Below are 24,134 nucleotides of genomic sequence, written 5' to 3'. Positions count from 1 at the left end.
GAATCTATGTTATTGCTAACCGCTGGCTTGTTTCAAGAACCGATTGTTGCCTTCGTGATTCTGCTGGCGGTTATTCTCGTCGTTCCTTTGATATTTGAGCGATTACGCCTGCCAGGATTAGTCGGCTTACTTGCCGCAGGAGTCGCATTAGGACCCAATGGTCTGAATATTTTTCAGACCGAGTCTGAAACAATGAATCTACTCTCGGACATCGGACTGATTTATTTGATGTTTGTGGCAGGACTAGAAATTGATATTGACCAATTTACACGCACTCGAAACCGCTCGATTGGATTTGGGACTTTTACTTTTTTAGTTCCATTAATCGTCGGAACGATCGTGGGTCGATTGTTTGGATTTGATTGGAACCCTGCTATTTTGATAGGTTCTTTGTTTGCGTCTCACACCTTACTTGCTTATCCGATCGTCAGTCGGCTAGGTATCGTCAATAATGAAGCCGTGACCGTCACGATTGGCGCAACGATTTTTACTGATATTGGCGCGCTGCTGGTTTTAGCAATCTGTATCGGAATTCATGCAGGAGATTTCACAGTCTTCAAGCTGTTCACACTCTTGGGATCGTTAGGGATTTATACGATCGTGATTCTTGTCGGGTTTGACAAAGCAGGACGTGAATTCTTTAAACGCTCTGGCGATGAAGAAGGCAATCAATTTCTTTTTGTGCTACTCGCCGTATTTCTCGCATCAGTTGGAGCACAACTGATTGGCGTTGAAAAGATTGTCGGTGCGTTTCTGTCGGGGCTTGCCGTCAATCGGGTGGTCGGCGATAGCCCGGTCAAAGAGAAAGTTGTCTTTGTCGGCAGTGTTTTGTTTATTCCGATTTTCTTTGTGGACATGGGATTGCTGATTCGGGTTCCGGTGTTTATTCAAAGTTTGAGCGATCCGAAATTACTAGGACTGACGATCGCGATCGTGGTCGGTCTAATTTTCAGCAAAATGGCGGCGGCAGTTCTGGCAAAACTGGCATATCGCTACAGTTGGACAGAGATGATGGTGATGGGATCGCTGTCTCTGCCTCAAGTTGCTGCCACACTTGCTGCTACCTTAGTTGGCTATCGGGCTGGATTACTGACAGAAGGCGTTCTCAACAGTGTGATTGTGCTGATGTTAGTCACTTCGACACTCGGTCCGATTCTGACTGCCCGATTCGCCACCGAACTTCAAGCCGAAACCGTCGAAGATTTACCCCCCACGCTTGCTGATCCAGTTTGGATCAGTCAAATGACCGTCTTAGTCCCGGTGTACAACCCGAATACCGAAGCGAACTTGCTAGAATTAGCTGCGTTAATTGCCCGATCGCATTCGGGGCGATTAATTCCATTTGCCGTCGCATTTTCTCAATCGCATCTTAACTCCTCACAGATGCAAGAACGCCTCGATCGCAGTGAATTACTGCTCGAACGGGCAACTCAATTCGCGCAATCGTTTGATGTTGAAGTCTCACCGATTCTTCGCATTGATGATCGCATCGCTCAAGGCATCACTCGTGCGAGCCGAGAACATCACGCGAATCTAATCATCATGGGCTGGGGACGACAAAGCCGATTTGGAGAACGATTATTTAGAACGATCGTCAGCGATGTCTTGTATGCTGCTCCTTGCCCTGTTGCCGTGGCGCGTTTGCTCAAATCGCCGAGTCAATTTCAGAAAATTCTGATCCCGATAGAAAATCTGACATTACGATCGATTTCTGCTCTCCAATTTGCGCTGAACATTGCAACTGCGACAAACGGACAAATGACGCTGATGCATGTCTGTGGTCGAACTACTTCTGCAAGCAAAATTGCCTGGATCAGATCCCAACTCGACCTCCTCGTTGAAAAGCTAGCTCCCCAAGTCGAGCAGATCGCCACCGAAATTGTGATTATCCCCGAGGACGATATCGGACGAGCGATCGTTGCTGCCTCAAAATCTTTTGACCTACTGATTTTACGGTCGTCTCAGACTCCCAATACAGCCGGAGGATTGATTTTGGGTAATCTCGTCTCCCAAATTTCAGTACAAATCCAATGCTCGATGATTTTATTCGATGAGCCTGAAGTTGTCGATCGCCCGCTCTTGCTCCCCAACGCCTAAGTTCATACGGATCTTAAATTAATCTCTAATTTTTCTAAAGTTTGCCGATTAGACTTGATTTGCTGAGACAGCCATGTGAAATTTGATACATAAAGGACTGTTTCGGGTAATTTATTCCCCAGATTTAAGCCTATGAATTGGCGAATTACTCTCGCTATTTCTCCACGTTGACCGAAAATAGAGTCAACAAGGGTGCATACGAGATGACAACTGATCAAGAAACAGGAGCGATCGATTCGATCCGAATTCTACTCATTGAGGACAATGAGCCAAACCGACGATTACTCGAAGATTATCTGGTCTACCAGGGCTTTGAAGTGCAATCGTTGGCAACGGGAACAGGCTTTGAACGCGCATTGACGGACTTCAAACCTCAAATTGTCCTGCTAGATTTGAAGCTACCAGACATGGATGGATGTGACATTTTAGAGCGCATGCAGGAGTCTCCAGACTGGCGGGAGATTCCCGTGATTGTGGTCTCGGCTCGTGCATTTATCGCAGATCAGCGCCGAGCGCTAGGTTTAGGAGCACAACGATATTTAGTCAAACCGATTCGACTCTTAGAATTGCTTGAGGTGATTCGATCCGTGCTTGGATAAGCAAAAATCGGGGGCGACATGAATTTCTCGCTCCCGATCGCTGCAATCAAAAACCTTTAGACGATCGTCGTTTCGCTGTCCTGCTGCGTATTGATAAATTGTTCGATCGTCAAACTTAAATTCTTCACGGTATCGCCGGATTCTAAAATCTGAATTTCGAGAGCAGACAGTAAGAGAGTTGCGGTCTGCAATTGGGTGAGCGCTCGTTCAATGTTGTTGCGAGTTTGGCTCTCAAACTCTTGTAGATTCATAGGGGTTGTGGCAAGTCAAGACTGATATCTCGCACTATAGTCACTCAGGTTCGGTGATCGTCACCCTTATCCTTGAGGATTGATTTAAAATTTAAACAATCCCCTCTTAGATAAAGTTTTAAGTGACTGATCACCCTGAAACTCCGTTACTAATCGATGATCTCGAACGTTTAGAGACTCGGCTAAAAGAAATTCCGCAAGAGCCGGGTGTGTATTACATGCGCGATCGTACGGATCAAATTCTCTACATTGGTAAATCGAAACGACTGCGATCGCGGCTCCGGTCTTATTTCAATGGTCATGATACTCGACCCCGAATCGCGCTGATGATGCGCCAAGTGGTCGAAATCGAAGTGATTGTGACCGATACTGAAGCAGAAGCTTTAGCATTAGAGGCAAACCTGATTCGTCAACATCAGCCGCACTTTAATGTGTTGTTGAAAGATGACAAGAAATATCCCTACCTTTGTATCACCTGGTCAGAGCCGTATCCTCGGATTTTCATTACGCGCAAGCGGCGCATGGCGAAAGAACGCGATCGCTATTATGGACCTTATGTGGATAGCCGCACGCTGCGAACCACGTTGCATTTGGTGAAACGCATCTTTCCGCTGCGCCAACGTCCCCAACCTTTATTCAAAGATCGTCCTTGTCTCAATTACGATATTGGGCGCTGTCCGGGCGTTTGTCAGGCTTTAATCTCGTCTGAGGATTACCGGAAAACAGTTCAGAAAGTCGCCATGATTTTCCAGGGCCGAACTCGCGAACTGGAAGAATCTCTGATGGCTCAAATGGAAGTTGCCGCAGAGAATTTGAACTTTGAACATGCGGCACGACTGCGAGATCAGATTGCAGGCTTGAAAAGCTTGAGTGCAGAGCAAAAAGTTGCGTTACCCGATGACACGATTTCACGAGATGCGATCGCGCTTGCGGCTGACGATCAGCACGCCTGCATCCAACTTTTCCAAATCCGGGCAGGCCGCTTGGTTGGGCGATTAGGATTCTTTGCGGATGCTCATGCTGAACCGGGTGCAATCTTGCAGCGCGTGTTAGAAGAACATTACCAAACGGTCGATCCGGTTGAGATTCCGGCGGAAATTCTCGTTCAACATGAATTACCCGATGGTGAGATGTTGGCGGAGTTTTTGAGCCAAGCGAAAGGGCGAAAAATCTCGATCGTGGCTCCTCAACGTCAAACCAAAGCAGAACTGATTGAAATGGTTGAGCGCAATGCGGGGTTTGAGTTGGCACGAACGCAAAAATTTGCCGATCGTAATACTCAATCGATGCAAGATCTGGCTGAAATCCTGGATCTCCCAGAGTTGCCGCGCCGAATCGAAGGCTATGACATTTCGCATATTCAAGGGTCAGATGCAGTGGCATCCCAGGTTGTCTTCATCGATGGGCAACCTGCGAAACAGCATTATCGACACTACAAAATCAAGAATCCAGAAGTGCGATCGGGTCGTTCCGATGACTTTGCCAGTATGGCGGAAGTGATTTCTCGTCGATTTAAGAAGTACGCGACGGCAAAAGCGAGAGGTGAAGAGATCGTGGCTGCGTCTCAAACCTCTGCATTGAAATCTCAAACCTCTGCACTGGCTGATTTTCCTGATGTTGTGATGATTGATGGCGGAAAAGGTCAACTTTCAGCGGTCGTCAAAGTGCTGCGCGAGATGAACCTGCTCGAAGACATCAAAGTGATTAGCTTGGCGAAACAGCGAGAAGAGATTTTCTTGCCGGGTGAATCTTTGCCCTTAGAAACAGAAGCAGAACAGCCTGGAGTGCAGTTACTTCGACGATTACGAGATGAAGCACACCGATTTGCAGTCAGCTTCCATCGTCAGCAACGCACAACTCGAATGCGGCGATCGAGCTTAGATGAAATTCCCGGCTTAGGTCATCATCGGCAAAAGCTACTTTTAGCGGAATTTCGATCAATTGATTACATTCGCGAAGCAAGCCCTGAGCAATTAGCCACGGTTCCAGGAATTGGGATGGCGATCGCAAAGCAAATCTATCAATACTTCCATCCCAGTGATGAAGGAATCGACAACATTCCAGAAGCTGAACATTCTACAAACTCTGAAGTAGCTTCCTAAAGCAGCGATTTCTGACATGAAACATCGCTGAAATCCCACTGAAATTCCTGTGTCCTGATTGCTCGGTTACCAATCAAAGTGGCAATGAAAAGTCAATGAAAAACTGAGTTACAACTGAACCTTACATAAAGATTCATATCGAATTGGTAACTTAGATTACTTTTTAATTGCGACCATAGCGATCCTGATACTGTTAAAGAACTCGTTAAGACACAGGAAAACAAATATGCAGACTTCTAAGAAGCACTTGGGTCAATCTGTGGGAATGGCTGTGTTGTTTGCTATGGCTTGTATGATGCTGGTTACGTTTATGTCTCGCATGGGCTAAGTTCTTGCAAACCTGAAGCGCTGCATTTCAACATCACAAGTCTTGATCTTCATTAATTTTCTAGAATTTTCTAGCAATATTTCTCATAATTTAACGGGCAGAAGCATTTTCAAGTTGCTTTTGCCCTTCGCAGTCTTTAAGCCTACAATCTCTGCAATAAGCTCATGCCATGTGTATCTGTCCCACAGGTACTGAGCAACTGATACTGAGATTGCAGCTTTGCAACTCGGTAAGTTTCCTTCGGGCTAGGAGTCCAAGGCTTTGGATTGTTGTAGGCGTAGAACGTTTCCACGCCATCGATGCCAATCATTGCCGCCGCCGGAATTAATTCATCTGCCGATCGACGATATCGAGCTGGATGCGCCAAAACTGCGATGCCGCCTGCTTGTTGAATTGCCCCAACCACATTCACTGCATGAGCACGATCGCCTTGGGGAGCAACCCCCGTAAAATAAGATGCGATCGCAGAATGCCCTGGATTAAACGCAAACCCTAAAATATGAACTTCCGTATCGAGCAATCTAGCCGTAATTTCCGTTCCCGTCCATAACTGGGGAACCGCAAATCCCAAAGCCTGCTGCGCCTTCAAATAACGCTGAGCCGCTTGATTTCCAGAGATCTGATGGTGATCCGTAATTGCAAACCCTTGGAGAGACAAATCGATCGCCTGTTGCGCCAACGCTTCAGGAACTAACTGCCCATCTGAATGCTTGGTATGCATATGGAAGTTATAAGTACGCGGACAGCTTTCCGCTGTCAACGAAGCAAACACCTTTCTGAGAGCCACCGCATCTTGCGCGGCTGGAACGTCTACAATCGAACCGGGAGCAAGATAAGCAGCCATAAATCGCCTCAAACATTACTGGCAGGTTACGGGACTATATCTAATGTAATGTACAGCTTAAAAAAACGTTTCAGTAATCGATACCTAAGTCATTGAGTATAACTGATGTCATTGATTACTCTCATCAAAAAACTGTCACAGAAGGGATTTCAGCCCATGTACATTCAATGGTAGATTGCATACACAATCCCCCTAGTTGCATTTATTGATGTGTAAGTTCCTGTCCGCGAGAGTACTTCGGTAAGCAAGTTGCGAACATTTCGCACCCTATCCGAAGTCTCTGCGTCGGCTAATTGATCCGCCCCCTCAATCCGCCCTCGCAACGGCAAATCGGCTGATTTTGGTTGAGTTCCCTGAAAACGTGAATGATTTCTAGTCCGAGTAATAATGGGTTTTCCCAGCAGTTAGATGCCATTCGGCAACGTATTGCTGTCATTCGAGATCGAGTGTTGTCGCAGTCTAATTTAAGTCTGTCCAGTGAGATTCACGAAGAGTTCCAGTCTGCGCTCAACGTGCTCGAAAGTGCTCAGACGGTGATTCAGCAAGCAGAAACGAGTTTAGACGTTGCTCAACTTCGAGCGTCTGTGCGAGAAAAAGAGATTTTACTGCGTGAGATTCACCATCGGGTGAAAAACAATTTGCAAGTCGTTTCGAGTTTGCTCGATCTGCAAGCAATGCGAACACAAGATCCGACTGTGCAAACGATCTTGCGAAATAATCAGAGCCGGATTCGATCGATCGCGCTCGTTCACGAACGGCTTTCTCAGTCGAGTCAGATAACTCGAATCAATTTAGGCGAATACATTCAGAGCTTGACGGCAATTCTAGTGCGAATCTATGCGATCGAACCAAATCGCATTACCTTCCGGACTGAAATTCAAGGAGAGATTGAACTCTCCTCAAATCGAGCCGTTCCGGTCGGGTTAATTTTGAATGAGCTTGTTTCCAACGCTCTGAAACATGGCTTAGCGGGGGAATTTGGAGAAATTACCGTTTCATTGCGAATTACAGATGCTCAGATCACACTGATTGTCAGCGATAGCGGGGAGCGGTTTCCAACCGACTTAGATTTGATGTCGCCGCGATCACTGGGTTTTCAGTTGATTAATTCACTTGTACAGCAAATCGACGGCATTCTCACCGTCAGCCGCATTCCGAATACGATGATTGCCGTTCGATTTAGTGCTAATGACTTGCAGGAGTCGTAAGCCCGTGTTCTAATGCGAATCTGACTAATTCGGTGCGGCTATTTGTTCCCGTTTTGCTAAAAAGACGGCTGACGTATTTCTCGACATTACGAACGCTGGTGTCGAGCCGACGGGCGATTTCTTTGTTCATCAAACCATCGACGACGAGATCCAAAACGCTCTGCTCTCTCGGAGTAAAGTCAAGTTTCATCGGCGCGGGCGTTTGCGCGATCGCGCCCCGCTGCATCAAAATTGCTCGAATTTCTGCAATCTGGCGCGAGAGTTCTGCAATATCTGCATCACTATCGCCACTGGAGACTTTCGCGGCTGCGCGTTGTTTGAGAATTCGAGTGACGATCGCAACTAGCTCATCTGGATCAAACGGTTTGGGTAAATACGCATCACAGCCTGCGTCATAGCCTTGAATGCGATCGTTGGTCATCCCCCGCGCCGTCAGAAAGATCACAGGTAAGGTTTCAAATCTGGGATCGTCGCGGAGTTGCTTCAGGAATTCCAAGCCACTGACCTGCGGCATCATAATGTCAGTGATTACGAGATCGGGCATCACACGCTGAACAGTGTCCCAGCCCTCACGGGCATTACTGGCAGTATGCACGGTGTAGCCACTGTCTTCGAGATAGGCTTGCACTGCTTCTCTGAGTCCAGGCTCATCATCGACTAATACGAGTTGCTCCGGCATTGTTGATCCCTCTGACACGTTCGCTTTTTAATTTAACGAATTTTGGGGCTGTTGTATCAATGGCTCGATTGTGTGTGCTTGTGGTGAGAGGGTTGCTTGTCGCTGCCCTTGGGCACGGGCATGAAGACAGAACAATCCGATCGGAGTGTTAATCAAATCGACAAACGCCGCTTTGCCTTTGATTAAATTCAGCGTTGCGATCGGAAATTCTTTCAAAATCCAACGCAGCAATCGATATCGATATTCTCCAAACTGGGGTTCGCGCATTAAATCGATGCCATGTAAGTCATGCAGATAGCGATTTGAACGTCCATATCTACGCCATTGGCTTTGCAGTTCGGAGAACGTCGTACGATGACGGTGACGAACGATCGCAGTTTCAGCAAAGCGCAGTTGCCAAGCCGTCTCGCGCAGAATGCGCCAACAGATATCGGCATCGCCACCCGTTGTCAGGTAGGGGCGGAATAATCCAACTTCTTTGAATGCTGCGGCGCGAATGGCAAGATTTGCAGTTTGTCCGTAAGCGCAGAAAGGATGATTGAGCGTGTGTTTTTGAGACAGGGTTTCTTGTCGATCGGCGTATTGTTCTAATAATGTATTGCCGGGTAATGCTTTGATTTCGCCTGCAACGAGTCCGACAGCGGGATCGCAAAATGGCTGAATCAAATCTTCTAGCCAATTGGGTTCGGGACGGCAATCTGCATCCGTAAAGGCAAGAATTTCACCTTTGGCGTTTTGAATTCCGAGGTTTCTTGCGGCGTAGGAGCTTTGAATTTCGGATTGCTTGAGCGATCGTAGTCTTGGATCTTCAATCTCATTTAATAATTCTGCCGTACGATCGTTGCTATTGTTATCCACCAATAAACACTCAAAATTCGCGTACGTCTGCGCTTGCAAGCAGGCGAGGAGCGGCGGTAAGTCTGCTTCACCGTTATAAATTGGCACAATCACAGAAACAAAGGGTAAAAAGCTCATGCCGAGTTCTCAGAATTCGATTCTGATGTCAACATGCCCAAAACAATCATTGGGGTAATGGGAGCGGGCGAACATGCAACTCCGCTCGACCTGCAAAATGCTTACGAACTGGGTCAGCGCATTGCTGAAGCAGGTTGGATCGTGCTGAGTGGGGGGCGCAATGTAGGGGTGATGGATGCAGTCAGCCGTGGGGCAAAAAGTCGTGATGGATTGACGATCGGGATTTTGCCTCGGATCAATTCTGCGATGTCAGACGCGATCGACATTCCGATCATCACGGATATGGGCAACGCGCGAAACAATATTAATGTGCTGTCGAGTCACGCAATTGTCGCCTGTGGAATGGGAGCGGGAACAGCTTCAGAGGTTGCTTTGGCGATTAAAGCGCGTAAGCGTGTGATTTTAATCACAGAAGATTTGCAGGCGCGGGAATTTTTTCGATCGCTCAATCCAAATTTAGTCAGCATTGCAGAAACAGCCGCGATCGCGCTGGAACAACTGAAAGTGATTCTCTCTACACAAAAATAATCGTGTCCTACTTTTCGCCTACTAGGGTAGACATTAGGATAGGGGTGCACCTCTATCGTGTAGGGCTGAATCGTGACGAACAATCCAGACCAAAGAAAAGAAGAGTTCTTTTATCCAACCGCACACTATCGAGGAGAGTTCACACCTGAACGCCTCGCATTTAACGCAAACTTACAGGAATTTGCTCAGCGCGTATCGTTACTCTGTGGTTTGGAAACTTCAGGCAAGATTCCTCCAGGAGACGCTTATAAGCAGATCAAAGAATTATGGCATCAGCTAAAGGAGTCTAAGAAAAACTTGCTGGATCAAACTAGCGGATCAGAAGAGAGTTAGAACCTTCAAAAACTAAGATGGCGATGACTTCTGAAGCATCGAACTCGGTTCGTCCTCAGCATAAGAAGTCATCGTCCACCAAGCTTATTTAAGGCAGACACTAGCGCGAGACGCAGGACTACCCAACATCTCAGACGGCAGAGTTCGGGGGCAAGCATTTGGGAAGTCCGATGATAAAGGTCGTGCCCTGCCCAAGCGTTGAGTCACACGCTAACGTTCCGTCATGCTGTTCGACAATAATTTGATAACTCAAAGATAGACCTAACCCAGTTCCTCGCCCTACAGGTTTCGTGGTAAAAAACGGATCGAAGATTCGACTTCGGACTGCTTCGGACAAGCCCACACCCGTGTCTCTAATAGCAATCTCGATCTTGTCATTGTTTTGGCAACGGGTGCGGATCGTAATCGTGCCAGCGGGATTATGAGTTTTCAATGATGAAGCCTCATTCGATTGAGCGGCGATCGCTTGTCTAGCGCCGCTTGCCTCCTCAATGGCATCGATCGCATTCGCCAGAATGTTCATAAAGGCTTGATTCAACTGCCCAGCGTAACATTCAACCAAGGGCAGTTGCCCGTAATCCTTCACAATTTGAATCGATGAATTGCTCCCCTTCACGGTCAATCGGCTCTGTAAGAGCAACAAAATACTATCAATACTGGTATGGATATCAACTACTTTGACTGTCGCTTCATCTAGCCGTGAGAACGTTCTGAGTGATGTCACAATCTCTTGAATTCGCTCGGCTCCGGTTTTCATCGAGGTGAAGGCTTTGGGCAAGTCGGTGATCACGAATTCTAGATCGAGCGATTCGATCGCAGATTGCAAAGATGAGGGAGGAGTGGAATACTCCTGTTGATATAAGCGCAATATCTGCAAGAGGTCGTCAACGTAATTTTTGGTATGCTCGAGGTTGCCGTAGATGAAACTAACGGGATTGTTAATTTCATGGGCAATGCCAGCGACGAGCTGCCCCAAGCTGGACATTTTTTCACTCTGCACTAACTGCATCTGCATCTGCTGCAACTCCGATAGCATTTGCTCTAAAGAGTGCGTCTGGTGTCTCAATTGCTCTTCGGATTGTCGCAGTGCGTCCTCGACTCGCTGTCGCTCCCAGATCTCGCCCTGCAACTGTTCCACGACCGTTTGTAGTTCCCCATTGGTCTGTGTGACTTGATCGAGTGCTGATTTTGTTTCTCCTTGGGCTTGCTCCAGCGTTTCCAGCAGTTCATTGATGTTCTGGGTCAAACTCGAGATTTCATCCTGTCCTGCTCCGGTCAGTCGGTGAGCCAAGTTTTGACTGATGCGAATACTATTGACACCGCTACTTAAACGAAGTAGGCGAGACAAGACTAACTGTTCCGAGAGAAAGATGGTGATGCCCCCGAACGTAATCCCAAGGAGAACGATCGCGATCATTAGCTGCTGTTGGCTTTTTGCTGCTTCCTGATAGAGCTTGCGAGGAATCTTAACCTGAAGGAGAAGCGCAGGTTGGTTACGCAAATCCGTTACTCGCCCGTAGCCGACAAGCGTTGTTTCAGTCAACGGATGAATAAGAATGGGATTCTGTGCGGAGAGCGCGGAACGAGCCGCCGCCGCATCGGCTGGGAGATTTGAACTCTGAAGGGAGTAGATCTGGAGGGGAAAGCGAGTGATTTTAGATAAATTGGTAATGGCTTCTGCATCAATGTAGCGACCGAAGATAAGCGCGCCTCGTACAGGACCTTTCCTCTCGGAAGTTAGAATCGGCTGACATGTGATTAGCATCAGACCTTCTGGCAGCACAAGAATCCCGGTCATAGCTCCTTTTGTCTGAGCCTGCTCGAGAAGTAACTGATTCGTAAACAGTTTGGGCAGTCCTGCGGGGATGGGTTGGAAGTGCTTGGTCTTCAGATCGAACCCTGTCCCGTAGACAGTTCGACCTCGCGTGTTTATAAATAGCACCAAGTTAACCTTCAAGTTCGCCAATTGCTCAGGAATTAGGTTGGATTTGAGGTAAGCGTCATTGTGGTCTTGAATAAACTGGTAGGTATCATCCCAAGCCGACCAATCACTGTAGCGCACTGTGAAGGCTTCTTGGTCTTTGGCGAAGACATTGAGAACGCCTTGGAGCGATTCCCGAGCACTTTGTTCTTCAGCAATCTTGAGGCTACCCAACAGGATGGTAGATGAGGCGAAGTAGACGACTCCGGTTAAGCTCGCAAGTGTGAAGCTCAAAACCAGTAGGGTTTTCTCACGCAGCTTCAACTTATTGAGGAACCGGATCGGAGGAGACTTCATCATACCGCTGGGTTTTAATGCTTCCTTAGCGATTGGCTTGATTGACAACGAACGAGCGCCCTAATCAGAGCAGGAACATCTCAATTAGACTCAGTTCTACTCAAGCAGAGAGAGCAACTCTATCTCTACAAGATGAGCTTTGTCAGACCAAGCCCCAGTTTTTGATCAGGTTGACGCTTCGCTGTAGCCTAAATGGACGAAATGGAGTTGCAATGACCGCGACAGCGGTTTCCTTCCCAGCCAAGAATTCCACTCCTGCATCCCGTTCTAACATTTGTAAAAATTTTGCTATGTTGGGATAAAAACGGGATGAGTAGCGCGATCGCTCAGAAATCAAAGTTTCTTCCACACCGATTTAGAAGCGCTGCCCTATACAAAACTAAACCTATACGAAATTAAAAAAGCGCCAGCACATCAATTCTCTGAATCTTGCTGACGCTTTTCTAAATTAAGTATCCAAAAACCAGACTGAAAAGTTTTATCCTCTTTTCATGCAGGCTTTAAGGATTATGGGTCGCCCGGGATTCGAACCCGAGACCAGTCGGTTAAAAGCCGAATGCTCTACCGCTGAGCTAGCGACCCGCTTGTTGCTCAACCTTAGCTAGAATAGCACATTGTTTTAAGATTTCAATCAAAAAGATCGACTTTTTTGAAATGCAAAATTTTACGGGCAGCGAGAAGTCGGAGTTTGGTCAAACTCCGACTTTGATGCGATCGCTAATTCACTTGGGGAACGCCATTACCGGAACGGGCATGTTCTCGCTCTAGCGATGCGATGCCGACCTCTGGGGCGCGGAGTTCCTCTTCACGAATAGTCGGCTCTTTGGTGTAGACCGAACTCAGCAGAATGTTAATCACTCCACTGTCTTCGGCTTGCCGAATCGCCTTGTGAGTAATAATTTCACCCACATTCAAAATCACATTGTCTTGCGCATCTAAAATCACGCGATTGACAGGACGACCTAAAGCCTGTTCAACTCGATTGCGATGAATCGCTTTCTGACTGCGCCCTTGATACTCTGCAAATTTTTCTTTGGTGTTATTCCAAAGCGTTCTGAGATTTTCACCTGCGATCGCAGCTTCTTGCTGAAATTGACTGGTCGCCAACGATGCCTCTCGCTGAAATTGGTGTTTTGCTAAGGTCAAAGATTGGTTCGTATTGCCGCGTAGAGCTTCTGTTGGCTGCAATCCTACCGCATCGAGAAGCGTGACTTCTTGCCCTGCGGCGGTCGCTCTTTGAATCACAATATCGGTGACGATTTGCCCCGGAGCGACGATGATTGCACCCGTGTCGGAGCGAATCATGCGATCGGCACGTCGTCCTTTCGCTTGCTCAAGTCCCAATCGCGCTGTGAAACTTGAGAGGCTTTCATTCGCTCTCTGACTAAGGCTCTGAAACCCGGTGTTGACACGATCGCTAATCTCTTGAAATCCGGTACCGACGCGCTCATTCACATCCTGAAATCGACGATTGAAATCAGGGGTCAAACTGCCACCCGTCGCCCGATAAAGGTCGTCTAAGGCATCCGCGAGACGAGCATGTTCTGCAATGTCGATCGTAATCACCTGATCTTTCGCAACGAGCAATTGTCCTTGATCTGTAAAAACGTCTCGATCGACGGTTTTGCCAATGATGTATGCGAATTGTTCATCTGGATCAATGAAGCGATCGCGCAATTCTTGCGTTGCAGATTGCAGTCTCAACTGGGCTGCTTCTGAGCCTTGTTGAATTTGTTGATTTGCGGCTTGTGCTGCTGCTTGAATTCTTTGCCCTGCAAGTTCAGACGATTCTTGCACGCGAGTCGATGCGGTTTGCATTGCGCCTCGAATTCCACCGACTTGCTCTTCCATTAATGCCGCCGTTTCAGGCGGAACAAACGTCACATCTTCGCCGATCCGCAGCGTTTGGGGAGCAGGAATAAATGATCGACCGGAATAAGCATCCGCAAAAATCCCACCCGAGGCTTCATACCCCTCGATCGCACCAGTTTGCTCATCAAAGAAGAAATCGACAACCGAACCAAGGAACTGCCCATCGGTTGTGACAATTCGCGTGCCTTTAAGAATAATATTGCGATCGAGAACTCGATGAATCTGCTCACTATGTTTTGCAGAAATAATGTCATCTCGACTTGAAATAATTAACGTATCTGTTCCAATCGCTCGCAGTGATCTCAACTCGATCACTTTTGCCGAGCGAAATAATCCCGATTCTTCTACCAGTACACCTAATAAGTGATTGGTTTCTTGATCAAAAATTAGATCTTGAACCCATGCCACTCGCTTGCCTGTATCAAAAGCAATCACGCTTTTATTTAGAATGTCGCTACCTTTTCTCATGATTTCCTTTTAAATTTCAGAGGGTTCTTCCATCTGGCTAATCATGGGAGAGGGAGTTGTGCGCCCAAAACCTGGTACGAGATTGATATAGCCAAAATATTCGAGTGAAACTGCCACAGCCGCAGCAAGAATTGCAATCAAGGCGATCGCTGGAGTTGGATTTGAACGTTTCCCAATAAGACGTGGCATTGTTATAGTTTGAAAGATGATGGATTCAATAAAAAGCAAGCTTCAAGCCGATTAAGCCAGATGTTCTTAGTGTATTTTCTGGTTCATTTCTTGCCGTCAATCGACTGATATAAATCATGAGAAAGATGAACTCTATCCAGAAGTAGAGATTGGATAGTATGCGGTCGTTTTTTATTGATTTAGAGTTTGACTCCCTTGATTCAAGAAACAAGAAGAGAGGATCTGAAACGTTTTCCAAACTCACGGATTTCAATAAAAAAGTCGCGATCGCCAAATTTCTCGACGATCGCGACTTACATCACAAAATTCTCACTAAACGGTCGTAATATCTTTTTCTTTCTCTGCTAAAACCTTATCGACTTCAGCAATATATTTGTCCGTCAGCTTTTGAATCTTATCTTGAGTATCACGGGCTTGATCTTCAGAGATTTCTTTTTCTTTCTCCTGTTTCTTCACCGTATCGACTCCATCGCGGCGAATATTGCGAATTGAGACTTTGCCTGCCTCCGCGTATTTTGCCGCCAGCTTCACCAATTCCTTGCGTCGATCGCTCGTCAAAGGTGGGATATTCAATCGAATGGATTGACCATCATTATTCGGAGTCAATCCAATATCTGAGAGCGAAATCGCCTTCTCGATCGCATTCATACTGCTGCGATCGTACGGCTGAATTTGAATCGTCGTCGCATCGGGAGTCGAAATATTTGCCAACTGCTTGAGCGGCGTTTCCGATCCGTAGTACTCGACCGTAATCTTATCCAGCAGGCTTGAATTCGCGCGACCCGTGCGGATTGTATTAAAATCGCGACGCACCGCATCGATCGCCTTTTTCATATGGTCTTCTACATCAGCAAACTTCACAAAAACCTCCGACAATCGTTCCGATAGATTCTCCTGCGACCGCCCGCTTGATGTTGCCCCGCACAGACAGGTCAAAGACAATGATAGGAATATCGTTATCTTTGCACAACGCGATCGCGGTACTGTCCATCACCTTTAGATCCTGTTGCAAAACATGCGAATAAGTCAAACTCTTAAACCGCTTCGCGTCTGGATTCTTTTTCGGGTCAGAATCGTACACCCCATCTACCTTTGTAGCTTTAAACAGCACTTCTGCATTAATCTCTGCGGCTCTCAGTGATGCAGTAGTATCCGTCGTAAAGAACGGATTTCCTGATCCGGCTCCAAAGACCACGACTCTTCCTTTTTCCAAATGTCGAATCGCGCGGCGACGAATATACGGTTCCGCGACTTCTTGCATCGCGATCGCAGTCTGCACACGGGTTGGAATGCCAATTCGTTCTAACGCATCTTGCAGCGTCATTGCATTCATTACCGTTGCAATCATTCCGATATAGTCTGCGGTGGCGCGCTCCATCCCGGCTGCTGCACCCATCATGCCTCGAAAAATATTTCCACCGCCGACCACGATCGCAACTTCAATGCCTTCGTTTACGAGTTCTGCCACTTCCTCAGCGATACCATGAACTACGGCAGGATCAACCCCATATGAAAGCTCTCCCATTAGAGCTTCCCCGCTAAGCTTCAGCAGAATCCGCCGATACGTGACTCCCATGTATTTATTTTTTGTCGTAGTTGTGTCCAACTAAAGATAGCAGTTGATCGGAATTTTGTGATCCCTTTGTCAATCTTTAACTCGATCGAGAATTCACGCAAACTCGTCTGCCTTGCCATAGAATAAGTACCTGTTCTTTCCAGGCTAGGGTTTATGTCTGTCCTGTCATCTGCGCCGTTCTCCGCTGCCGAAATTGCATCTGAAGGGATTCAGCCCGAAGAGTATGAAGAGATTGTGCGTCGGCTCGGTCGCCATCCAAATAAAGCTGAACTGGGAATGTTCGGGGTGATGTGGTCGGAGCATTGTTGCTATAAAAATTCGCGTCCATTGTTGAAGCAGTTTCCGACGGAAGGAGCACGAGTTTTAGTCGGCCCCGGTGAGAATGCAGGAGTCGTTGATTTGGGCGACGGGTTGCAGTTGGCATTTAAGATTGAGTCGCATAATCACCCATCGGCAGTCGAACCTTTTCAAGGCGCAGCAACCGGGGTAGGCGGGATTCTGCGAGATATTTTTACGATGGGGGCACGGCCGATCGCGCTTTTAAATTCGCTGAGATTTGGAACGTTAGACGATGCTCGCACCCGTCGAATCGTCAATGGTGTCGTCGCGGGGATCTCCCATTACGGCAATTGCGTCGGGGTTCCCACGGTCGGCGGAGAAGTTTACTTCGATCGAGCTTATTCAGGAAATCCCTTAGTCAACGTGATGGCATTGGGATTGATGGAAACGACTGAGATCGTCAAATCAGGTGCGAAGGGTTTGGGAAATCCAGTTTTATATGTGGGATCGACGACCGGACGCGATGGCATGGGTGGAGCAAGCTTTGCGAGTGCCGAGTTGAGTGATGAATCGATGGACGATCGACCCGCTGTGCAAGTTGGAGATCCGTTCTTAGAGAAGTCTTTGATTGAAGCTTGCCTAGAAGCATTTAAAACAGGTGCAGTCGTTGCAGCTCAAGATATGGGAGCCGCAGGAATTACCTGTTCAACTTCCGAAATGGCGGCAAAAGGGGGAGTGGGCATCGAATTGGATCTCGATTTGATCCCAGTTCGAGAAACCGGAATGGTTCCGTATGAGTATTTACTTTCTGAATCGCAAGAGCGAATGCTGTTTGTTGCAGAGAAAGGAAGAGAACAAGAACTGATTGATATTTTCGAGAAGTGGGGACTACATGCAGTTGTCGCGGGGAAAGTGATCGAAGAATCGATCGTCAGAATTCTCTTTCAAGGTGAAATTGCTGCCGAAATTCCCGCAACCGCTCTTGCCGACAATACGCCGATTTACCATCGCGAATTGCTCAGCGAACCGCCTGAATATGCTCAAAAAGCTTGGGCTTGGACAGTTGAGAGTTTGCCGGATGCTACATCTCAAGGCATTCTGGGTCACAGTTGGAATGAGGTTTTGGGAAAAGTTTTGAAGTCACCAACGATCGCATCGAAACAGTGGGTCTATCGCCAATACGATCACCAAGTTCAAAACAATACCGTTTTACTTCCTGGTGGCGCAGATGCCGCAGTCGTCAGAGTTCGACCGTTAGCAGATTCCACGTCCTCATCGGTGACACCGAATCCGGCTGCACTCACGAAGGGCGTTGCAGCAACCGTTGATTGCAATCCTCGCTATGTTTACTTGCATCCTTATGAAGGTGCAAAAGCGGCAGTTGCAGAAGCAGCGAGAAATCTGAGTTGTGTCGGTGCAGATCCGATCGCAATTACCGACAACTTAAATTTTGGTAGTCCAGAAAAGCCGATCGGATATTGGCAACTGGCAGAAGCGTGTCGCGGATTGTCCGAAGCCTGCCGAGAATTTGAAACTCCCGTCACTGGCGGCAACGTTTCGCTATACAACGAGACCCTCGATTCTCAGGGCAACCCCGAGCCAATTTATCCGACTCCCGTTGTGGGAATGGTCGGATTTATTCCCAACCTCGATCGCATTGCTGGACAAAGCTGGAAACAAAACGGCGATGTCATTTACTTACTCGGTTCCGATGCGTTGACGTTGGGTGGATCAGAATATTTAGCGATCGTGCATCAAACCATTGCCGGAAAGCCCCCGATCGTGGATTTTGACTTAGAGCGAAAAGTGCAAGCCGTTGTGAGATCAGGGATTCGCAGCGGTTTGATTCAATCCGCACATGACTGTGCCGAAGGAGGAATCGCGATCGCACTTGCTGAATCGTGCTTTGGCAATCAACTCGGAGCCACGATCGACCTTGCTGCAACCGACGCGCGACTGGATCAAGTCTTATTTGGAGAAGGAGGAGCGAGAATTTTAGTTTCGGTTCAAGCTGACTCGGTTGCAGAATGGGAAGTGGTTCTTCAGAAAGAAGTCGGCGACCATTGGCGAAAACTAGGAACTGTAGGTGGGGATTCCTTGAAAATATCGATCGCCCAAAACCTAGTTATCGACGCTAGGATCTCAGAACTATTCGCAGAATGGTCAAGTGCGATCGAGAACGGACTTGACCCTAACGAATAGTCCGAACCGTTGTGTGAGATATTTAAGACAATGTTAAGGATTGGGAAAATTCTTAGCGTTCCGATTGCTGTCTAACTACGCAAAACCAAGCCTATGTTGCCTGATGACACGTTTTCTGTAGATCCTGCTGAGCAACGTCCCGACAAACCGGAAGAAGCTTGCGGGGTGTTTGGGGTTTTTGCTCCAGGCGAGCCTGTCGCAAATCTTGCCTATTTTGGGCTGTTTGCGCTACAGCATCGCGGTCAGGAATCTGCCGGAATTGCTACGTTTGAGGAAGGAGATGTAATTCATCTCCACAAGGATATGGGGTTGGTTTCGCAAGTCTTTAATGAAACCAAACTCAAGGATTTGCCAGGATATTTAGCGATCGGGCATACACGCTATTCGACAACGGGATCAAGCCGAGTAGTCAATGCTCAGCCTGCGCTCGCAAAATCGCGGTTAGGAACGCTAGCGTTAGCACACAATGGAAATTTGGTGAACACCAGCGAACTCAGAGCCGAGCTAGCTGAGACGAATCATGACTTCATCACCACAACCGATTCAGAAGCAATTGCATTAGCGATCGCTGAAGAAGTGAATCGAGGAAACGATTGGGTGAAGGGAGCAATCAATGCGTTCAAACGCTGTCAAGGTGCATTTAGTTTAGCGATCGGGACTCCAGACGGCATGATTGGCACTCGTGATCCCAATGGGGTGCGCCCGCTAGTGTTAGGAACATTGGCACAAGAATCTCACGATCAGCCCTTGCGATATGTGCTGGCTTCAGAAACTTGCGGACTCGATATTATTGGAGCCGATTACGTTCGAGATGTTCAACCCGGTGAACTGGTCTGGATTACCGAAAATGGCATTGAGTCGATTATGTGGGCAGAACAGCCTGTGCGCAAGTTGTGCATTTTTGAAATGATCTACTTTGCGCGTCCCGATAGTGTGATGCACGATGAAACTTTGTATAGCTATCGGTTGCGGATCGGGCGGCAATTAGCAACAGAATCGAATGTTGATGCTGACATTGTGATTGCTGTGCCGGATTCGGGCGTTCCTGCTGCGATCGGTTTTTCTCAAACGTCTGGAATTCCTTATGCAGAAGGTTTGATCAAAAATCGCTATGTTGGTCGGACTTTCATTCAACCGACTCAAGGGATGCGAGAAGCCGGAATTCGCATGAAGCTCAATCCGCTCAAAGATGTACTTGCTGGAAAGCGGGTGATCATTGTCGATGATTCGATCGTGCGCGGAACCACCAGCCGCAAGATTGTGAGAACCTTGCGCGATGCAGGAGCGATCGAGGTACATATGCGGATTTCTTCGCCGCCTGTGACGCATCCTTGCTTCTATGGCATTGATACTGACAGTCAGGATCATCTGATTGCAGCAACAAAATCGATCGAGGAAATTGCGAAGCAGATCGAAGTCGATTCATTGCAGTATCTCAGTTGGGAAGGGATGTTAACTGCAACCCGCGAGAACCCGGAGGAATTCTGTTCAGCGTGTTTTACCGGAGACTATCCGATCGCGATTCCGGAGACGATTAAGCGATCGAAGTTGATGCTGGAAAAAGCTGCAAAATAAAGCAACCTACTCTGAGGTTTGTGCAACCTCAGAGTAGTTAAAATCTTTCTTGATCGAGAATCTGCATGGTACACTGACCAACAATTCGTAGTGACAGTCGGCATCTATGCAAGTTCAATTTAGGCTCGCTGGGAATCTTGTTGTAATTGGATTGTTAGGCGGATTTTTTGCCGCATCTGAGGTACAGGTGCAATCCCAGACCTTACCACCCCCCCCAAATGTTCCTGTCTTTCCTCCCAGTGCGCCTTTACCCTCTGTCAATCCTGCACCGATCATTGTCCCCCCTCGGATACCTGATAGTCCTCCAGCACCCAATGATCGAGTCTATGCTCCTCGCATCAACTCAGTGCAGCCGATCAGGGGTCAGTTCCGGATCTACATCGATAGCGCCAGTCCATTCATCTTGCAGCAGGCAAGGATGATTCAGCCGGATGCTTTTTTTCAGAACCTTGCAGGGCGACGGGTGATTCAAGCAGGACTGTTTACGGATGAAATGAAAGCTCGTCAGCAGCTTTCAAGATTCGCAGCCCAGGGACTTGAAGCTCGAATCTCAACGCGATCGCCGCAATCAAACTTTGAACCCTCGGCACCTCAGCGCGGTTACTATGCGATTGTGCCTGGGAATCGCAGTGAAGTTGAGGAATATCGAGAGCGTGCTGTGCGTTTAGGAGTGACGCAATCTATCTTGCAATTGCGCGATCGTCCTCGCGGCTTGCATCTCGCAGTCGGTCCTTTTGCCAATCGCAGCGAGGCAGAACAGGTCGTTCAGTATTTGCGCGATCGCGGCAGTTTGGATGCAAGATTGTTTTACGATCGCTAACAATGCTACATATACATTGCCATGACCCAACCGAGTCCCAGTCCCATCCATGTAACAATGATCAGGACTGCTAAAGATGAAAAATAGCTGAATTCTGCTGTTTGGAGATCAATGCGTACTAATGCTTCTGCACACAGAACCATAATCACTGGGATGAAAATTTTAAACCAGTTGAGCAAGATCGAGGCAAAGGCTGCGAGCATGAGCAATGACAGAAATGCGATCGTGTCCGAGCGAAACCATTTGGTCAGGATCTTTTCAGAGTTTGTGAGGGGACTCATCAACATCAGTGCGAGGAAAACGCCCAAAATTGCAGCAGAAATGATGGACGACCAAAGATGCGAAGTTGTGATGATCAATTTGCTAAAGATCGCATAAGCGATCAAGAGCAGCGATGCTGAAAGCCAAGGCAACTTTCTCACAAGCATGGATTAGACCACTCGATTTTGACGAATACACTCAGCGTACCAGTGATAACTCGATTTCGGAATTCTCTGCTGAGTCTTGTAATCGACATAGGTGATTCCAAAGCGTTTATCGTAGCCGTATGACCATTCAAAATTGTCCATAAAGCTCCAGATAAAGTAGCCCAAAATCGGATAGCCTTCGATCGCGGCTCGATGAACGCTTTGCAAATGCTGACGCAGGTAAAGAATACGATCGAGATCAAACACTTCTCCCTGAGAGGTCAGTTCATCTTGAGCGGCACATCCATTTTCTGTAATAAAGAGCGCTAAATCAGGACGATTCAACGTTTCGCTCACATGGCGAATTCCCCAATACAAACACTCTGGCACAATCTGCAACCAAGGCATATTCAAGGCTGGATAGTTTTTCGGAAAATCAATCCATTCACAGCCTTGCCAATTGTCAGCAGCTCGGATGTAAGTCCCAGTGTAAATATTTAATCCTAAAAAATCGAGAGGTTGATGAATCGTTTTGAGATCACCTTCTTGAATATCTGGAGCATCGTTTTTCAATTGTTCTAATAACGCTGAACTATATTCACCTGTTAATGCTGGATAGATAATTCCACCATTGCCACAGTGGTAAGGAAATGCTTTTTTGGCAGCTTCGATATGTTCGGGAGATTCATAAAGCGGAACCGTTACGCCAAAATTATCGACTAGCCCGATCGAGCAAGATTTCGGAGAATTAGCACGAATCGCCTGACATGCTAATCCATGGGCAAGTAAGGCATGATGCGAGGTTTGCCACACTTCTTTTTTCGATCCCACCTTAGTTCCAGGAGCATGTTGAGGCGTTTTTCCTACGCCATGTCCCATGTGGGTAAAGCAGGTGATCTCATTCAGCGTCATCCAGTTTGTAATGCGATCGCCCAAGTTCGACACCACGACTTTCACATACTCTGCAAAGTCTTGCGCCATTTCTCGACTGCGCCAGGAGCCGTATTTTGTCTCTAAGGCTTGAGGACTGTCCCAATGAAATAACGTGGCATAAGGAGTAATGCCGTAATCAAGCAAGCAATCGACCAATCTGCGATAAAAATCAAGCCCTGCCTGATTTACAGTCCCGCGCCCGTCAGGCACAATTCGACACCAGGAAATACTAAACCGATAAGTCTGGACTCCCAGTTCTGCCATCAGTTTGATGTCGTCTTTATAGCGATCGTAATGTTCACAAGCGATCGCGCCCGTCTGTCCTTGAAACGTTCTGCCTTTGGTCGCGCTGAATGTGTCCCAAACGCTGGGCTTACGTCCATCGCGATCGACTGCGCCTTCAATCTGATAGGCAGCAGTCGCGGTTCCCCACTGAAATCCGGTTGGAAATTGCTGGCTAGTCATGTTGATTGAGTAAAAGAACGATCGCTAAAATTGCAGTCGGAGATAACACTGCAAATAATACATTCAATGTCGTGGGCGGAATCTCTGCAAATGGAGCGAGATATTTAATCACGATCGACAAGATTAAAGATGCGACCATGACTTTGACAATCACAGCCAGCGTATCAAGTTTCGTAGCGTTCATAAGCTTCGACAATTTTTTGAACAAGTGAATGGCGCACAACATCTCCTTTCGAGAGATTACAGAATGCGATCGACTCGATCGGTTTCAAAATCTTCTGTGCCATTGCTAAACCCGATTCTTGATGCATCGGCAAATCGGTTTGAGTCAGGTCGCCTGTGACCACCATTTTCGATTTAAATCCAAGTCGAGTCAGCAGCATTTTCATTTGCGCTGGTGTGGTGTTTTGTGCTTCGTCAATGATCACAAAAGCATTGTTTAGAGTTCGACCGCGCATATAAGCGATCGGAGCCACTTCAATAATTCCGCGCTCCATCAAACCGCCGATCTTCTCCGGTTCGACAAATTCATAAAGCGCATCATAAAGCGGTCGCAGATATGGATCAATTTTCTGCTGCAAGTCTCCGGGCAAGAAGCCTAATCTTTCCCCCGCTTCCACAGCAGGACGAGTCAGAATCAAGCGCTCATACTGATTCGACAAGAGCGCTTGAATCGCCATGACTGCTGCGAGATAAGTTTTTCCTGTTCCGGCAGGTCCAATACAAAACGTCAGATCATGCGATCGAATGGCTTGAATGTACTGCCGTTGCCGAAATGTTTTAGCTCGAATCGCTTCGCCGCGTCGAGTTCGACCTAACACATCCTGCTGAATCGTCTGCAATTCGCCTTCTTGATGCGTATCGAGCGCATGTCGAGCCGTGAGAATATCGACACTAGAAACCGCTTGTCCTTTGCTCCACGTATCTGCCAGCGATTCGATCAGCCGTTTGACCAGATCGACCTGATTTTTGGTTCCCGTAATCAGGAGATCTTGACCGCGCATCACCAGCTTTGCGCCAGTCTGATGAGCTAGCGTTTTCAAATTGTCTTCTTGATTGCCAGAAAGCGCGATCGCACTTTCTGGATTCGGCAGTGAGAACGTAATGGTTTCGACCATGCAATCCT

The 24,134-nt window shown here is 47.5% G+C and carries 23 protein-coding genes and 1 tRNA gene; 9 read left to right on the top strand and 15 right to left on the bottom strand.

Going from position 1 to position 24,134, the window contains the following annotated elements:
- Window positions 1-6: 6 nt before the first annotated feature.
- Window positions 7-2,097, top strand: a complete 2,091-nt coding sequence (locus tag LEPBO_RS0120825; protein WP_017289509.1) for a cation:proton antiporter domain-containing protein — start codon at window positions 7-9, stop codon at window positions 2,095-2,097.
- A 203-nt stretch (window positions 2,098-2,300) separates the two neighbouring features.
- Window positions 2,301-2,696 carry a response regulator gene (locus LEPBO_RS0120820; RefSeq protein ID WP_017289508.1) on the top strand — a complete coding sequence of 132 codons (396 nt, stop codon included), beginning with the start codon at window positions 2,301-2,303 and terminating at the stop codon, window positions 2,694-2,696.
- A gap of 56 nt (window positions 2,697-2,752) precedes the next feature.
- Here the strand turns inward: LEPBO_RS0120820 and LEPBO_RS0120815 are convergent, their stop codons facing one another.
- Window positions 2,753-2,947, bottom strand: coding sequence for a hypothetical protein (locus LEPBO_RS0120815; protein WP_017289507.1), 195 nt, complete (start codon window positions 2,945-2,947; stop codon window positions 2,753-2,755).
- 122 nt (window positions 2,948-3,069) lie between these two features.
- On the opposite strand from LEPBO_RS0120815, the gene uvrC reads away from it, so the two are divergent.
- Window positions 3,070-5,049 (top strand): excinuclease ABC subunit UvrC, encoded by a 1,980-nt coding sequence (gene uvrC, locus LEPBO_RS0120810; RefSeq protein WP_017289506.1) that lies wholly within the window; start codon window positions 3,070-3,072, stop codon window positions 5,047-5,049.
- 470 nt (window positions 5,050-5,519) lie between these two features.
- Here uvrC and LEPBO_RS0120805 read toward each other — a convergent pair whose 3' ends face one another.
- On the bottom strand, window positions 5,520-6,221 hold the full coding sequence (locus LEPBO_RS0120805; RefSeq protein ID WP_017289505.1) for a PHP domain-containing protein: 702 nt from the start codon (window positions 6,219-6,221) through the stop codon (window positions 5,520-5,522).
- Window positions 6,222-6,586: 365 nt separating this feature from the next.
- On the opposite strand from LEPBO_RS0120805, the gene LEPBO_RS37755 reads away from it, so the two are divergent.
- Window positions 6,587-7,429 carry a sensor histidine kinase gene (locus LEPBO_RS37755; RefSeq protein ID WP_017289504.1) on the top strand — a complete coding sequence of 281 codons (843 nt, stop codon included), beginning with the start codon at window positions 6,587-6,589 and terminating at the stop codon, window positions 7,427-7,429.
- Here the strand turns inward: LEPBO_RS37755 and LEPBO_RS0120795 are convergent.
- The gene (locus LEPBO_RS0120795; RefSeq protein ID WP_017289503.1) at window positions 7,407-8,108 is read right to left on the bottom strand and encodes a response regulator transcription factor; all 702 of its coding nucleotides are present in this window, start codon (window positions 8,106-8,108) and stop codon (window positions 7,407-7,409) included. The two genes, LEPBO_RS37755 and LEPBO_RS0120795, sit on opposite strands and share 23 nt — an antisense overlap.
- A 27-nt stretch (window positions 8,109-8,135) precedes the next feature.
- Window positions 8,136-9,083 carry a glycosyltransferase family 2 protein gene (locus LEPBO_RS0120790; protein WP_017289502.1) on the bottom strand — a complete coding sequence of 316 codons (948 nt, stop codon included), beginning with the start codon at window positions 9,081-9,083 and terminating at the stop codon, window positions 8,136-8,138.
- A gap of 33 nt (window positions 9,084-9,116) precedes the next feature.
- Here LEPBO_RS0120790 and LEPBO_RS0120785 point away from each other — a divergent pair, with 33 nt between their 5' ends.
- Window positions 9,117-9,611: an SLOG cluster 4 domain-containing protein gene (locus LEPBO_RS0120785; protein ID WP_017289501.1), complete on the top strand. Its 495-nt coding sequence runs from the start codon at window positions 9,117-9,119 to the stop codon at window positions 9,609-9,611.
- 72 nt (window positions 9,612-9,683) lie between these two features.
- Window positions 9,684-9,944 carry a DUF7219 family protein gene (locus LEPBO_RS0120780; RefSeq protein WP_017289500.1) on the top strand — a complete coding sequence of 87 codons (261 nt, stop codon included), beginning with the start codon at window positions 9,684-9,686 and terminating at the stop codon, window positions 9,942-9,944.
- Between the two features lie 130 nt (window positions 9,945-10,074).
- On the opposite strand, the gene LEPBO_RS40215 is transcribed toward LEPBO_RS0120780, so the two are convergent.
- From LEPBO_RS40215 to pyrH, 7 genes are all read right to left on the bottom strand, one after another.
- A complete protein-coding gene (locus LEPBO_RS40215) occupies window positions 10,075-12,225 on the bottom strand; it encodes a CHASE4 domain-containing protein (protein WP_017289499.1) in 2,151 nt (716 codons plus the stop codon).
- Between the two features lie 139 nt (window positions 12,226-12,364).
- Window positions 12,365-12,571 carry a hypothetical protein gene (locus LEPBO_RS0120770; protein ID WP_017289498.1) on the bottom strand — a complete coding sequence of 69 codons (207 nt, stop codon included), beginning with the start codon at window positions 12,569-12,571 and terminating at the stop codon, window positions 12,365-12,367.
- A gap of 161 nt (window positions 12,572-12,732) precedes the next feature.
- Window positions 12,733-12,804, bottom strand: a tRNA-Lys gene (locus tag LEPBO_RS0120765).
- A gap of 135 nt (window positions 12,805-12,939) precedes the next feature.
- Complete coding sequence (locus LEPBO_RS37745; RefSeq protein ID WP_017289497.1) at window positions 12,940-14,562, bottom strand: PRC-barrel domain-containing protein; 1,623 nt, start codon at window positions 14,560-14,562, stop codon at window positions 12,940-12,942.
- Between the two features lie 9 nt (window positions 14,563-14,571).
- Window positions 14,572-14,751 (bottom strand): hypothetical protein, encoded by a 180-nt coding sequence (locus LEPBO_RS0120755; RefSeq protein ID WP_017289496.1) that lies wholly within the window; start codon window positions 14,749-14,751, stop codon window positions 14,572-14,574.
- Window positions 14,752-15,063: 312 nt separating this feature from the next.
- A complete protein-coding gene (frr, locus tag LEPBO_RS0120745; protein ID WP_017289494.1) occupies window positions 15,064-15,612 on the bottom strand; it encodes a ribosome recycling factor in 549 nt (182 codons plus the stop codon).
- Window positions 15,599-16,327 (bottom strand): UMP kinase, encoded by a 729-nt coding sequence (gene pyrH / locus LEPBO_RS0120740; RefSeq protein ID WP_017289493.1) that lies wholly within the window; start codon window positions 16,325-16,327, stop codon window positions 15,599-15,601. Before pyrH ends, frr begins: the two co-directional genes overlap by 14 nt.
- Window positions 16,328-16,480: 153 nt before the next feature.
- Here pyrH and purL point away from each other — a divergent pair, with 153 nt between their 5' ends.
- From purL to LEPBO_RS0120725, 3 genes are all read left to right on the top strand, one after another.
- A complete protein-coding gene (purL, locus tag LEPBO_RS0120735; RefSeq protein ID WP_017289492.1) occupies window positions 16,481-18,808 on the top strand; it encodes a phosphoribosylformylglycinamidine synthase subunit PurL in 2,328 nt (775 codons plus the stop codon).
- Between the two features lie 93 nt (window positions 18,809-18,901).
- Entirely contained in the window at window positions 18,902-20,383 is a 1,482-nt protein-coding gene (gene purF, locus LEPBO_RS0120730; RefSeq protein WP_017289491.1) for an amidophosphoribosyltransferase, read from the top strand.
- A gap of 106 nt (window positions 20,384-20,489) precedes the next feature.
- Window positions 20,490-21,203, top strand: coding sequence for a hypothetical protein (locus tag LEPBO_RS0120725; RefSeq protein ID WP_017289490.1), 714 nt, complete (start codon window positions 20,490-20,492; stop codon window positions 21,201-21,203).
- Window positions 21,204-21,208: 5 nt separating this feature from the next.
- On the opposite strand, the gene LEPBO_RS0120720 is transcribed toward LEPBO_RS0120725, so the two are convergent.
- From LEPBO_RS0120720 to LEPBO_RS0120705, 4 genes are read right to left on the bottom strand one after another with little or no spacing between them, the layout of a single operon-like run.
- The gene (locus tag LEPBO_RS0120720) at window positions 21,209-21,631 is read right to left on the bottom strand and encodes a hypothetical protein (RefSeq protein ID WP_017289489.1); all 423 of its coding nucleotides are present in this window, start codon (window positions 21,629-21,631) and stop codon (window positions 21,209-21,211) included.
- Between the two features lie 3 nt (window positions 21,632-21,634).
- Entirely contained in the window at window positions 21,635-23,008 is a 1,374-nt protein-coding gene (locus LEPBO_RS0120715) for a GH1 family beta-glucosidase (RefSeq protein WP_017289488.1), read from the bottom strand.
- Window positions 23,001-23,192 carry a hypothetical protein gene (locus LEPBO_RS0120710; protein ID WP_017289487.1) on the bottom strand — a complete coding sequence of 64 codons (192 nt, stop codon included), beginning with the start codon at window positions 23,190-23,192 and terminating at the stop codon, window positions 23,001-23,003. The genes LEPBO_RS0120715 and LEPBO_RS0120710 overlap by 8 nt, the downstream gene beginning before the upstream one ends.
- The gene (locus LEPBO_RS0120705; RefSeq protein WP_017289486.1) at window positions 23,173-24,126 is read right to left on the bottom strand and encodes a PhoH family protein; all 954 of its coding nucleotides are present in this window, start codon (window positions 24,124-24,126) and stop codon (window positions 23,173-23,175) included. The genes LEPBO_RS0120710 and LEPBO_RS0120705 overlap by 20 nt, the downstream gene beginning before the upstream one ends.
- Between the last annotated feature and the right edge of the window lie 8 nt (window positions 24,127-24,134).

The organism is Leptolyngbya boryana PCC 6306 (assembly GCF_000353285.1).
In the GTDB taxonomy this organism is placed as follows: Bacteria; Cyanobacteriota; Cyanobacteriia; order Leptolyngbyales; family Leptolyngbyaceae; genus Leptolyngbya; species Leptolyngbya boryana.
The sequence above is the reverse complement of the archived record's forward strand: the minus strand, read 5'-3'. Positions and strand labels throughout refer to the sequence as shown.